This is a genomic window from Streptomyces sp. NRRL B-24572 (genome assembly GCF_002156145.1).
Classification (GTDB): domain Bacteria; phylum Actinomycetota; class Actinomycetes; order Streptomycetales; family Streptomycetaceae; genus Streptomyces; species Streptomyces vietnamensis.
The window spans coordinates 1-12,967 of sequence record NZ_MWIG01000115.1; the positions used below are offsets into that span (position 1 = coordinate 1).

The window sequence follows — 12,967 nt, forward strand, 5'->3', positions numbered from 1 at the left end:
ACCCCCTTGCCCCAGCGGGACGATTGCCCACACGGCCGCGGGGCGCTGCCCCGCACGGCCGCGGGCCCACACGGTCGCGGGGCGCCGGCAGGCGCGGTCCGTGTGGGGCGCCGTCGCGCGCGTGTCGACGGGAGATCGTCATCTGGCGGAAACACGGCAGTGTGAAGCTCGGCCCATGACTGCCCCACGCATCGAGGAGAACCGCTCCCACCCCCGCCTCCCCGACCTGCTCGCCACCTACCACCTGGCGAATCAGGCCGAGAAGGACGAGGCCGTGGCGACCGTCGCCGAGCTCCCGGCCGTATACCGTGCCGAGGCCGAGGACCCGGCCGCCGCGTTCGCCGCCGACACCGTCCTGCTCGTCACCCCGCCCGGTGCGGACGAGCCCGCCGGCTGTGTCGTCCTCAAGGCCCCTCGCGAGGGGCGCGTGCCCGAGATCAAGCGGCTCTGGGTCGCGCCCGAGGCCCGCAGGAAGGGCCTCGCGAAGGCGCTGATGGCCGAGGCCCTGCGCCGGGCCGCGGACTCCGGCGTGCCCGCCGTGCGCCTCACCGTCTGGGACTGGCGGGAGGAGCCGCTCGCCCTCTACCGGAGCCTCGGTTTCGAGACCGTCACCCCCTGGGACGACCGCCCGAACCTCCTCTGTCTGGAGCGGCGGCTCGATCTCATCGAGCGCCTCACCCCCGACGCCGTACGGGCCCACGCCCCGGCCGGGCTCGCCGAGCTGCTCGTGGACGCCGTGGACGGTGGGGCCTCCGTCGGCTTCCTGGCGCCCCTGGAGACCGCCGAGGCGGCCGCCTGGTGGTCCCGCGTCGCCGAGGAGGCCGCGGAGGGCGTGCGGGACGTCTGGGCCGCCCACGCCCCCGACGGACGGCTCACCGGCGTCGTCACCCTCGTCCGTGCCGGTACGGCCAACGGCCGGCACCGCGGCGAGATCGCCCGGCTCCTCGTCCACCGCTCCGCCCGCGGCCGGGGCCTCGGGTACCGCCTGCTGGCCACGGCGGAGGCCCATGCCGCCGCCACGGGCCTGAGCCTGCTCGTCCTGGACACCCAGACCGGCAGCCCGGCCGAGCGCCTCTACCGGGGCGCGGGCTGGACCGCCGCCGGGACGATCCCGGACTTCGCCGCCGACCCGGCCGGCACCCTCCGCGCCACCACGCTCTACTACAAACAGGTCTAGGGCATGCGAAAGGGCCCGGGAGGCGATTCGCCTCCCGGGCCCTTTCGTACGCCGTCCGCTACGGCAGCTGTGCCGCCCGCGCCTCCCGGCTCTCACGCCGGTTGTCGCGGAAGGTGTTCACCCGGCGGGCCGTCGCGAAGAGGGGGATCACGGCGCCCAGCACGACCTGGAGCGCGCAGCCGGTCTGGAGCAGGATCTGTCCGCCCGGGGCGTCGAACGCCCACGCGGCCAGCATCGCCATCGCTCCGACGATCCAGCTGAGCATCGCCGCCGCGAGGACACCCCGCGGCTTCGGGTACTCCACCCGGCTCACCATCAGCCACGCCGTGCCGATGATCGCGAGCAGGGTCGGGATGAACGGCAGCTCGAGCAGGATGATCGAGACGACCGTCAGCGCGCCGAAGGGGCTCGGCATGCCCTGGAACATGCCGTCCTTCATCGTCACGCAGGAGAAGCGGGCCAGCCGCAGGACCACGGCGAGCAGCACCACGATCGCGGCGACCGCCGAGACCTTCTGCTGCGCGTCGTCCGCGACCATGCCGTACACGAGCACGAAGTAGGCCGGGGCCAGACCGAAGCTGATCAGGTCCGACAGGTTGTCGAGCTCGGCGCCCATCGGCGAGCTGCGGAGCTTGCGCGCCACGATGCCGTCGAAGAGGTCGAAGATCGCCGCGGCCAGCATGAGGATCACGGCGGTGGCGGCGCTGTTGCGCGCCATGCCGGTCTCGCTGCTGCCCGTGAGGTGCGGGATGAGGATGCCGGTGGTGGTGAAGTACACCGCCATGAAGCCGCACGTGGCGTTACCGAGCGTGAGGGCGTCCGCTATGGACAGCCTCAGCGACAGCGGCATCTCCTCGGCTTCTTCGGCCGCCTCGGAGTCGGCGACCCAGTCGGCGGCCCGTGTGTCGGGATCAATCACGGTCAATGCGAGTCACCCCCGCGGTGGTGGCCTGGCCGACCTCGACCGCGACCTCGACACCCTCGGGGAGGTAGATGTCGACGCGCGAGCCGAAGCGGATCAGACCGATACGGTCGCCCTGCTCGACCTTCGTTCCCTGCGGGATGTACGGCACGATCCGCCGGGCGACGGCGCCCGCGATCTGGACCATCTCGATGTCGCCGAGCTCGGTGTCGAAGTGCCAGACAACGCGCTCGTTGTTCTCGCTCTCCTTGTTGAACGCCGGGACGAACCCACCGGGGACGTGCTCCACGGACGTCACCGTGCCGGCCAGCGGCGCGCGGTTGACGTGGACGTTCAGCGGGCTCATGAAGATGGCGACCCGGGTCCGTCCGTCCTTCCACGGCATGATGCTCTGCACCACACCGTCGGCGGGGGAGATGACCCGGCCCTGAGCGATCTCGCGCTCGGGGTCGCGGAAGAACCACAGCATGCCGGCCGCGAGAGCGGTGGTCGGCACGGCGATGGCCTTGGCGCGCTTGGACTTGCTCGCGCGCGCGAGGCTGAGCGCCGCGGTGGCCACGGTCGGCAGAAGCCACGGCGATGCTCCGCGTGCGATGCGTACGCCCTTGAGGCTGTCGCGATGTGCAGAGGTTCGACTGTCGGGCATGGATGACCTTCGTAGCGGATGATGCCGCACTGGCAACGGGGGACGGCGGCTTTCCGGCGATGCTATCGGTTGCGGGGCGCAACTGGGCAAGCCAGGAACCGAGTCGACGGCCGGAAGACGAACACAGGGTGTGATCTTCTTCGCGGCCGTACCGACTCAAAAGCGACAATCAGCCCTGGAATCGGTACTCCTCCAGGAGCCGACGACCAATGATCATTTTCTGGATCTCGGCGGTACCTTCACCGATGAGCAGCATCGGGGCCTCACGGTAGAGGCGCTCGATCTCGTACTCCTTCGAGAACCCGTATCCACCGTGAATGCGGAAGGCGTCCTCGACGACCTCCTTGCAGTATTCGGAGGCGAGGTACTTCGCCATCCCTGCTTCGAGGTCGTTTCGTTCCCCGGAGTCCTTTTTGCGTGCTGCATTCACCATCATGGCATGGGCGGCCTCGACCTTGGTAGCCATCTCGGCCAGCTTGAACTGAATCGCCTGGTGCTGGGCGATCGCCTTGCCGAAAGTGTGACGTTGCTGGGCATAAGAGACACCCAGTTCGAAAGCACGCTGCGCGACGCCGCAACCACGGGCCGCCACGTTCACGCGGCCGACCTCGACGCCGTCCATCATTTGGTAAAACCCTCGGCCGGTGACCCCGCCGAGCACGCGATTGGCCGGAATGCGCAGTCCGTCCATGATGAGTTCGGTCGTGTCGACGCCCTTGTAACCCATCTTGTCGATCTTCCCGGGGATCGTGAGGCCGGGGCGGACCTCTCCGAAGCCGGGCTCCTTCTCGACGAGGAAGGTCGTCATCGACTTGTGGGGGGCCGTGCCCTCCGGGTGTCCTTCGTCACTTCGGACGAGAACGGCCACCAGTGTTGACGTGCCGCCGTTCGTCAGCCACATCTTCTGGCCGTTGAGGACGTACTCGTCGCCGTCCTTGACGGCCTTCGACGTGATCGCCGACACGTCCGAGCCGAGGCCCGGCTCCGACATCGAGAAGGCGCCGCGCGTCTCGCCGGCCGCCATCCGCGGAAGGAAGTACTCCTTCTGCTCCTGGGTGCCGTGCTGCTTCAGCATGTACGCCACGATGAAGTGCGTGTTGATGATGCCGGAGACCGACATCCAGCCGCGGGCGATCTCCTCCACGCACAGCGCGTAGGTGAGCAGCGACTCACCCAGGCCCCCGTACTCCTCGGGGATCATCAGACCGAAGACGCCGAGCTCCTTGAGCCCGTCCACGATCTGCTGCGGGTACTCGTCGCGGTGCTCGAGCTCCGTGGCGACCGGGATGATCTCCTTGTCGACGAAGTCCCGGACCGTGGCGAGGATCTCCTGCTGGACGTCGGTCAGACCGTGGGTCTGGGCGAGTCGCGCCATGACTTACTTCCCCTGTTCCTTGAGCTCCGGGCGGCCGGGCTGCTCGCCGCCGCGCGCGTCGATGTACTCGGCGGTCGGGACCATCACCTTGCGGCGGAAGACGCACACGAGGGTGCCGTCCTGCTTGTAGCCCTTGGTCTCGACGTAGACGATGCCGCGGTCGCTCTTCGACTTCGACGGGGTCTTGTCGAGGACCGTGGTCTCGCCGTAGATGGTGTCGCCGTGGAAGGTCGGCGCCACGTGCCGCAGCGACTCGATCTCCAGGTTGGCGATGGCCTTGCCGGAGACGTCCGGCACGGACATGCCGAGCAGCAGCGAGTAGATGTAGTTGCCGACGACGACGTTCCGCTTGAAGTCGGTCGTGTTCTCGGCGTAATTCACATCCATGTGCAGCGGATGGTGGTTCATCGTCAGCAGGCAGAAGAGATGGTCGTCGTACTCGGTGACCGTCTTTCCGGGCCAGTGCTTGTAGACGGCACCGACTTCGAACTCTTCGTAGGTACGGCCGAACTGCATCGGACTCAGGCCTCCGGGATCTCGAACTTGCTGGTGCGCTGCATGCCGGCGGCGCGGCCCTTGCCGGAGATGACCAGGGCCATCTTGCGGGAGGCCTCGTCGATCATCTCGTCGCCGAGCATCGCGGAGCCCTTCTTCCCGCCGGCCTCGGACGTGTAGTAGTCGTACGCGTCGAGGATCAGCTCGGCGTGGTCGTAGTCCTCCTGCGAGGGCGAGAAGATCTCGTTCGCGGCGGCGACCTGGTCCGGGTGCAGCACCCACTTGCCGTCGAAGCCCAGGGCCGCGGCGCGCTGCGCGACCGCCTTGTAGCCCTCCTGGTTGCGGATCTGCAGGTAGGGGCCGTCGATCGCCTGGAGGTTGTTGGCGCGGGCCGCCATCAGGATGCTCATCAGGATGTGGTGGTACGCGTCCGCCGGGTAGCCGGGCGGCTGCTCGCCGACGACGAGGGACTTCATGTTGATGGAGGCCATGAAGTCGGCCGGGCCGAAGATGATCGTCTCGACGCGCTGGGAGGCCTGCGCGATCGCGTTGACGTTGGTGAGGCCCTGGGCGTTCTCGATCTGCGCCTCGATGCCGATCTTGCCGACCTCGAAGCCCATGGTCTTCTCGATCTGGGTGAGCAGCAGGTCGAGGGCGACGATCTGCTGGGCGTCCTGGACCTTCGGCAGCATGATGCAGTCGAGGTTCTGGCCGGCGCCCTCGACGACCGTGACGACGTCGCGGTAGGTCCAGTGGGTCGTCCAGTCGTTGACGCGGACCACGCGGGTCTTGCCGGTCCAGTCGCCCTCGTTCAGGAACTTCACGATGGTGTGCCGGGCCTCGGGCTTGGCCAGCGGGGCGCACGCGTCCTCCAGGTCGAGGAAGACCTGGTCGGCGGCGAGGCCCTGGGCCTTCTCGAGGAAGCGTGGGTTGGAGCCGGGGACCGCCAGGCAGGAGCGGCGGGGGCGGAGCCGGTTCACAGGGCTGGTCATGCGAGGACCTCCGTACTTTCCAGGGGGCTGAGCTTGTTCGCTTGCCGGATCTCGTCGACGATACGGCCGATGATCTCCGTGATACCGAAGTCCTTCGGTGTGAAGACGGCGGCGACACCCGCGCGCTTCAGTTCTGCGGCGTCGGCGTTCGGGATGATCCCGCCGACGATGACCGGGATGTCCGTCGCGCCCGCCTCGCGGAGGCGGTCGAGGACGTCGGGGACAAGCGCGGAGTGCGAGCCGGAGAGGATCGACAGGCCCACGCAGTGCACGTCCTCCGCCAGGGCGGCGTCGACGATCTGCTCGGGGGTCAGCCGGATGCCCTGGTAGACCACCTCGAAACCGGCGTCACGCGCGCGTACGGCGATCTGCTCGGCCCCGTTGGAGTGCCCGTCGAGGCCCGGCTTGCCGACGAGCAGCCGCAGTCGGCCGACGTTCAGGTCCTCGGCGGTCCTGGCCACCTTGTCGCGGACCAGGGCGAGCGGGGTGCCCGCCTCGGCCGTCACGGCCACCGGGGCGGAGGAGACGCCGGTGGGGGCGCGGAACTCGCCGAACACCTCGCGCAGGGCCCCGGCCCACTCGCCGGTGGTGACCCCGGCGCGGGCGCACTCCAGCGTGGCCTCCATGAGGTTCTCGGTGCCCTTGGCGGCCTCCTTGAGGCGCTCCAGGGCCTTGCAGGGCCGCGGGTGGTTGAACGGCGGCTGGTAGCGGTTGTCGCGCCAGGTCTTCATCGAGGCGACGACCCGGGCCTCGACCGCGGGGTCCACCGTCATGATCGCGGTGTCCAGGTCGGCGGTGAGCGGGTTCTCCTCGGTCGACTGGAAGATGTTGACGCCGACGATCTTGTCCTCGCCGGCCTCGATCCGGGCGCGCCGCTCGGCGTGCGAGGAGACCAGCTGCGACTTGAGGTAGCCGGACTCGACGGCCGCCATCGCGCCGCCCATCTCCTGGATCCGGTCGATCTCGGCCAGGCACTCCTCGACCAGGGCGTCCACCTTGGCCTCGATGACGTGCGAGCCGGCGAAGATGTCGTCGTACTCCAGGAGGTCGGACTCGTGGGCGAGCACCTGCTGGATGCGGAGCGACCACTGCTGGTCCCAGGGCCGGGGGAGACCGAGGGCCTCGTTCCAGGCGGGGAGCTGCACGGCGCGCGCGCGGGCGTCCTTGGAGAGGGTGACGGCCAGCATCTCCAGGACGATCCGCTGGACGTTGTTCTCCGGCTGGGCCTCGGTCAGGCCGAGGGAGTTGACCTGGACGCCGTAGCGGAACCGGCGCTGCTTGGCGTTCTCGATGCCGTACCGCTCAAGCGTGATCTTGTCCCAGATGCGGCCGAAGGCGCGCATCTTGCACATCTCCTCGATGAAGCGGACGCCCGCGTTCACGAAGAAGGAGATGCGGGCGACGACCTCGCCGAAGCGGTCCTCGGGGACCTGACCGGAGTCGCGGACCGAGTCGAGGACCGCGATCGCGGTCGCCATCGCGTACGAGATCTCCTGGACCGGCGTGGCCCCGGCCTCCTGCAGGTGGTAGCTGCAGATGTTGATCGGGTTCCACTTCGGGATGTGGTTGACCGTGTACGCGATCATGTCCGTCGTGAGGCGGAGCGAGGGGCCGGGCGGGAAGACGTGCGTCCCGCGCGACAGGTACTCCTTCACGATGTCGTTCTGGGTGGTGCCCTGGAGCTTGGTGATGTCCGCGCCCTGCTCCTCGGCGGCCACCTGGTAGAGCGCCAGAAGCCACATGGCGGTGGCGTTGATGGTCATGGAGGTGTTCATCTGCTCCAGGGGGATGTCCTGGAACAGCCGGCGCATGTCACCGAGGTGCGAGACGGGGACGCCGACCCGGCCGACCTCGCCGCGGGCGAGGATGTGGTCGGGGTCGTACCCGGTCTGCGTCGGCAGGTCGAACGCGACCGAGAGGCCGGTCTGACCCTTGGCGAGGTTGCGCCGGTACAGCTCGTTGGACGCCTCGGCGGTCGAGTGACCGGCGTACGTCCGCATGAGCCACGGCCGGTCCTTCTGGCGCTCAGTCATCTTCGGGACCTCAGATGTTCCGGAAGCGGTTGATGGCGTCGATGTGCTGGGCCCGGAGCTCCGGGTTGCTGACGCCCAGGCCCTCCTGCGGGGCGAGGGCGAGGACGCCGACCTTGCCCTGGTGGAGGTTGCGGTGGACGTCGTAGGCGGCCTGGCCGGTCTCCTCCAGGGAGTAGACCTTCGAGAGCGTGGGGTGGATCTTGCCCTTGGCGATCAGGCGGTTTGCCTCCCACGCCTCGCGGTAGTTGGCGAAGTGCGAGCCGATGATCCGCTTCAGTGACATCCACAGGTAGCGGTTGTCGTACTGGTGCATGTAGCCCGAGGTCGAGGCGCAGGTGGTGATGGTGCCGCCCTTGCGGGTGACGTACACGGAGGCGCCGAAGGTCTCGCGGCCCGGGTGCTCGAAGACGATGTCGATGTCCTCGCCGCCGGTCAGCTCACGGATCTTGGAGCCGAAGCGCTTCCACTCGCGCGGGTCCTGGGTGTTCTCGTCCTTCCAGAACTTGTAGCCCTCGGCGTTGCGGTCGATGACCGCCTCCGCGCCCATGGACCGGCAGATGTCGGCCTTCTCGGGGGACGAGACGACACAGATCGGGTTGGCGCCGCCGGCCAGGGCGAACTGCGTGGCGTACGAGCCGAGTCCGCCGCTCGCGCCCCAGATGAGGACGTTGTCGCCCTGCTTCATGCCGGCGCCGTTGTTGGAGACCAGCTGGCGGTAGGCGGTGGAGTTGACGAGGCCGGGGGCCGCCGCCTCCTCCCAGCTGAGGTGGCCGGGCTTCGGCATGAGCTGGTTGGACTTGACGAGGGCGATCTCGGCGAGGCCGCCGAAGTTGGTCTCGAAGCCCCAGATGCGCTGCTCGGGGTCGAGCATCGTGTCGTTGTGGCCGTCCGAGGACTCCAGTTCGACCGACAGGCAGTGCGCGACGACCTCGTCGCCGGGCTGCCAGGCGTTGACGCCGGGGCCGGTGCGCAGGACGACGCCCGCGAGGTCGGAGCCGATGACGTGGTACGGCAGGTCGTGGCGCTTGGTCAGCTCGGAGAGCCGGCCGTAGCGCTCCAGGAAGCCGAAGGTCGAGACGGGCTCGAAGATCGAGGTCCAGACCGAGTTGTAGTTGACGGAGCTGGCCATGACGGCCACGAGCGCCTCGCCCGGGCCGAGCTCGGGGAGCGCCACGTCGTCGAGGTGGAGCGACTTGCGCGGGTCCTTGTCGCGGCTCTCGACGCCGGCGAACATCTCCGCCTCGTCCTTGTGGACGGTGACGGCCCGGTACGACTCGGGGAGCTTGATGTTCGCGAAGTCGGCGGACGTGGAGTCCGGCGACTGGATCGCGTCCAGGATTTCCTTCACGGGTTGCCTCCGGCGGTGAGCGTCCCGAGGGAGGGACGCCTGGGGGTTACGGCGGGAAGTGCTGCTGCTGTGGAGGTGTGCCGTCGGTTCGGCTGGGTGGTGCGGTGGCGGCGCTGTGTGGTGGAGCGCGAGGGTGCCTGTGACGCAGGCGTCCGGGCGCACCAACCGTCGGTTGGTGGGGACAGCCGACGCGCGAGGTGTGATCTCTGCGCGCCGGCCGCCCGGACAACATCAACGTATGGCACGCCGTGTCACCTGACAAGGCACTGCGTGCCAACAATTTCACTCAGATGCAATCTGCCCGTCACGGATGAGCGATGATCGATCGAAATGGCCCGTGAGCTGCGGGAACGCAAAGAGGGCCGCCCCCGGAAATCCGGGGACGGCCCTCCTCGTCGAGCGGTGTCAGGCCCCCTTGAGCGCCTGCTGGATGGTCCGCATGACCTCGTCGAGCGGAGCGTCCGTCCGCGCCACGGCGACCACCACGTCGCCCGTCGTGGACGCGGTCGCGGCGGCCGGCGCCTCCGGGGCCGGCTCGGCCGGTGCGGCGGCGGTGCTCCCGGCGGGCGTCGGGCGGGCGCCTATGCCCGAGCCGAAGGTCTCCCGGACGATCGCGAAGGCGTGGTCCAGCTGGGCCTCCACGTCGCCCTCGCCGCCCGCCCGCAGCCAGCGGCGCAGCACGTGGTTGTGGGCGGTGACGACCGCCGACGCGGCCACCTCGGCGAGCAGCGGGTCGTCGTTGCCGTCGTGGTGGTCCCGCTCGTCGAAGTGCCCGAGGAGATAGCGGGTGAAGAGCCGCTCGTAGCGGGCCACCGAGGCGATCTCCCGCTCCCGCAGCGTCGGCACCTCGCGGGTGAGCCGGTAGCGCGCCACGGAGACCGCGGGGGACCCCGCGTACATCTTCATGACTTCCTTGATGCCCCGGCACACCGTGTCGAGCGGGTGCTCGTGCGGCGGGGCGGCGTTCAGCACCGCCTCCGCCCGCACGAGCGTGTCGTCGTGGTCCGGGAAGATCGCCTCTTCCTTGGAGCGGAAGTGGCGGAAGAACGTCCGCCGGGCGACCCCGGCCGTGGCCGCGATCTCGTCGACGGTCGTGGCCTCGTACCCCTTGGTCGCGAAGAGCTCCATCGCGGCCGCGGCGAGCTCCCGGCGCATCTTGAGCCGCTGCGCGGCGGCACGAGTGCCCGCCGCGCTCTCCGGAGCGTCGGACGGGGAGGTGGCACGGGGTGTCTTCGCGGCCTTGGGCATGGTCCGAACGTACTGCATCGGAGTGGGAGTGTGCCCAGGTGGGGGCGGGGAGGCCCCCGGGGCACCGGCGGTGCCCGGGGGACTCAGCAGACCGCCCCAGCCGGCGGTGCGGGGCTCAGCGCCGGGCATATTCGCGGAAGCCGCGCCCCGTCTTGCGGCCCAGGCAGCCCGCCGCCACCAGGTGCTCCAGGAGCGGGGCGGGGGCGAGGCCCGGGTCGCGGAACTCGCGGTGCAGCACCTGCTCGATCGCGAGCGAGACGTCCAGACCGACCACGTCGAGCAGCTCGAACGGGCCCATCGGGTAGCCGCCGCCCAGCTTCATGGCCGCGTCGATGTCGTCCAGGGTCGCGTAGTGCTCCTGGACCATCTTGACCGCGTTGTTCAGGTACGGGAAGAGCAGCGCGTTCACGATGAAGCCGGCGCGGTCGCCGCAGTCCACCGGGTGCTTGCGGATCTTCGCGGTGACCTCGCGGACGGTGGCGTGGACGTCGTCGGCGGTCAGGACCGTACGGACGATCTCGACCAGCTTCATCGCCGGCGCCGGGTTGAAGAAGTGCATCCCGATGACGTCCTGCGGGCGCGTGGTGGCCTTGGCGCAGGCGATGACCGGCAGCGAGGAGGTCGTGGTGGCGAGCACCGCGCCCGGCTTGCAGATCTTGTCGAGCCGCGCGAACAGCTCCTGCTTGACCTCCAGGTCCTCGGCGACCGCCTCGACGGCCAGGTCGACCTCGGCGAAGGCGTCGAGCGAACCGGCCGGGGTGATCAGGGCCAGCGTCTCGTCGCGCGCCTCGCCCGTCATGCGGCCCTTGTCGACCGAGCGGGCCAGAGACTTGGCGATCCGGGCCTTGGCCGTGTCGGCCTTCTCCTGGGAGCGGGCGGCGAGCACGACCGCGTACCCGGCCTTGGCGAAGACCTCGGCGATGCCGGAGGCCATCGTGCCCGAGCCGGCGACGCCGACCGAGCGGACCTCGCGACCGGCGCCGGTGCCGGCGGAGGTGAGCGGGGTCAGCGCGTCGCGCACGACCTCGCCGGAGCCCGGCGCCTCGTACGTGTAGAAGCCGCGGCCCGCCTTGCGGCCGGTCAGACCGGCCTCGCTGAGCTGCTTGAGGATCGGGGCGGGGGCGTGCAGCCGGTCGTGCGAGGCCGCGTACATGGCCTCCAGGACCGTACGGGCCGTGTCGACGCCGATCAGGTCGAGCAGCGCCAGCGGGCCCATCGGCAGACCGCAGCCCAGCTTCATCGCCGCGTCGATGTCCTCGCGGGAGGCGTACTTGGCCTCGTACATGGCGGCGGCCTGGTTCAGGTAGCCGAAGAGCAGCCCGTCCGCGATGAAACCGGCCCGGTCGCCGACCGCCACCGGCTCCTTGCCGAGGTCCTGGGCGAGCCGGGTCACGGCGTCCACGGCCCGCGGGTCGGTCAGCACGGAGGAGACCACCTCGACCAGCTTCATGGCCTGGACCGGGGCGAAGAAGTGCAGGCCGAGGACCCGCTCGGGGTGCGCCGAGTCGGCGGCGAGCCGGGTCACGGAGAGGGCGTTGGTACCGGTGGCCAGGATCGCGTCGGGCCGGACGATCCCGTCCAGGGTCCGGAAGACCTCCTGCTTCGCCTCGTACGACTCGGGCACGACCTCGATCACGAGGTCGGCCTCGGCGGCCGCCTGGAGGTCGGAGAAGGTACGGAAGCGGGCCAGGACGTCCTGCCGCTCCTCCTCGGTGATCCGCTCACGGGCCACCGCACGGGCGGTGGAGGCCTCCAGGGCGGCGACGGCCTGGGCGGCGGCGGTGTCGCTGATGTCGATGCCGATGACCTCGCGGCCGGCCCGGGCGAGGACATCGGCGATGCCCGTGCCCATGGTGCCGAGACCGACGACGGCGATGGTGGAGAGAGGGGTGTCCATCAGGGGACTCCAGAGGAAGAGTGACGACTGAGGGCAGTGCGTGGGAAACGCGAGTGCGCGGGTGCGGGTGCGTGCGGGAGGAGCACGCGGGTGGTGCCGCTGAAATGCGCGAGGGAACGCCCGAGAAAGGGCGGCGCCCTGGGAAGGTGAGACGGACTCTGTCCCGGAGTCACGTCGAAACTGCCGAACCGACAAGCGAACACAACGGCTGCGTCACCAGGCCGTCGTGAGAAGTGCGGGTGGTGCCCGCTCACCTGAGACTAACCGGCCGGTAACGAGCGCGCCAGTCCCGGGAAGTTGGGAAAGTGTGATCTGGATCGCGGATAGGGTCGGATTCATGGAAATCTCCGAGGACCCGGAATTCTGCTCGATGATCGATCGATTGCGGGACGAGATCGAGAATGACACCGGAGAAGTTCCTGCGGCATTCACGGAACTCGCCGCGACCGATGACCCCGAGGAACTCCACCGCGTCCTCACCGCACCCGGACAGCCGCTCTGGGCCCGCGAGATCGCCGCCTACACCCTCGGCGTCGCCGGCGACCCCCGCGCCTTCGAGGCCCTCGTCCTCCTCCTCAACCACCGCGACCCGGAACGCTGCGTCACCGCCGCCCACGCCCTGGTCCGGCTCGGCGACCCGCGCACCGCGCGCGCGGCCGCCGCCCTCGCCACCAACGAACTCCGCGTCGCCTACGCCCTGCTGCCGGTCCGGCTGCTCGCCGAACTCCGCGCCCCGGAATCCGTGCCGGCCCTGATCACCGTCCTCGAACGGCGCCTTCGGGCCGACGACCCCCACGGGCGTCGTCGGCCGCGCCTGCGTCGAGGGTCTCGGAG

Annotated in this window: 10 protein-coding genes and 1 pseudogene; 2 read left to right on the forward strand and 9 right to left on the reverse strand. The window is 69.7% G+C overall.

Features of this window, described 5'->3' with window-relative positions; genetic code table 11:
• Positions 1-175 precede the first annotated feature (175 nt).
• Positions 176-1,177 carry an N-acetyltransferase gene (locus CCN56_RS45545; RefSeq protein ID WP_086824719.1) on the forward strand — a complete coding sequence of 334 codons (1,002 nt, stop codon included), beginning with the start codon at positions 176-178 and terminating at the stop codon, positions 1,175-1,177.
• Between the two features lie 58 nt (positions 1,178-1,235).
• Here the strand turns inward: CCN56_RS45545 and pssA are convergent, their stop codons facing one another.
• The 9 genes from pssA to CCN56_RS07305 all read right to left on the reverse strand — a co-directional run bounded on the left by pssA (position 1,236) and on the right by CCN56_RS07305 (position 12,133).
• The gene (gene pssA, locus CCN56_RS07265; protein WP_086824728.1) at positions 1,236-2,096 is read right to left on the reverse strand and encodes a CDP-diacylglycerol--serine O-phosphatidyltransferase; all 861 of its coding nucleotides are present in this window, start codon (positions 2,094-2,096) and stop codon (positions 1,236-1,238) included.
• Positions 2,089-2,745 (reverse strand): phosphatidylserine decarboxylase, encoded by a 657-nt coding sequence (locus tag CCN56_RS07270; protein ID WP_041132017.1) that lies wholly within the window; start codon positions 2,743-2,745, stop codon positions 2,089-2,091. Before CCN56_RS07270 ends, pssA begins: the two co-directional genes overlap by 8 nt.
• A gap of 169 nt (positions 2,746-2,914) precedes the next feature.
• Positions 2,915-4,120, reverse strand: coding sequence for an acyl-CoA dehydrogenase family protein (locus tag CCN56_RS07275; RefSeq protein ID WP_017236794.1), 1,206 nt, complete (start codon positions 4,118-4,120; stop codon positions 2,915-2,917).
• Positions 4,121-4,123: 3 nt separating this feature from the next.
• Positions 4,124-4,636 (reverse strand): MaoC family dehydratase, encoded by a 513-nt coding sequence (locus CCN56_RS07280; protein ID WP_086824721.1) that lies wholly within the window; start codon positions 4,634-4,636, stop codon positions 4,124-4,126.
• A 5-nt stretch (positions 4,637-4,641) separates the two neighbouring features.
• The gene (locus tag CCN56_RS07285) at positions 4,642-5,607 is read right to left on the reverse strand and encodes a CoA ester lyase (RefSeq protein ID WP_015037486.1); all 966 of its coding nucleotides are present in this window, start codon (positions 5,605-5,607) and stop codon (positions 4,642-4,644) included.
• Entirely contained in the window at positions 5,604-7,640 is a 2,037-nt protein-coding gene (locus tag CCN56_RS07290; RefSeq protein ID WP_086824723.1) for a protein meaA, read from the reverse strand. Before CCN56_RS07290 ends, CCN56_RS07285 begins: the two co-directional genes overlap by 4 nt.
• Before the next feature lie 10 nt (positions 7,641-7,650).
• The gene (gene ccrA, locus CCN56_RS07295; protein ID WP_086824724.1) at positions 7,651-8,988 is read right to left on the reverse strand and encodes a crotonyl-CoA carboxylase/reductase; all 1,338 of its coding nucleotides are present in this window, start codon (positions 8,986-8,988) and stop codon (positions 7,651-7,653) included.
• Positions 8,989-9,393: 405 nt separating this feature from the next.
• Entirely contained in the window at positions 9,394-10,236 is an 843-nt protein-coding gene (locus CCN56_RS07300) for a TetR family transcriptional regulator (RefSeq protein ID WP_179199726.1), read from the reverse strand.
• Between the two features lie 115 nt (positions 10,237-10,351).
• Entirely contained in the window at positions 10,352-12,133 is a 1,782-nt protein-coding gene (locus CCN56_RS07305; protein ID WP_086824727.1) for a 3-hydroxyacyl-CoA dehydrogenase family protein, read from the reverse strand.
• A gap of 337 nt (positions 12,134-12,470) precedes the next feature.
• On the opposite strand from CCN56_RS07305, the pseudogene CCN56_RS07310 reads away from it, so the two are divergent.
• A pseudogene (locus tag CCN56_RS07310) lies at positions 12,471-12,967 on the forward strand (HEAT repeat domain-containing protein); the annotation flags it as partial.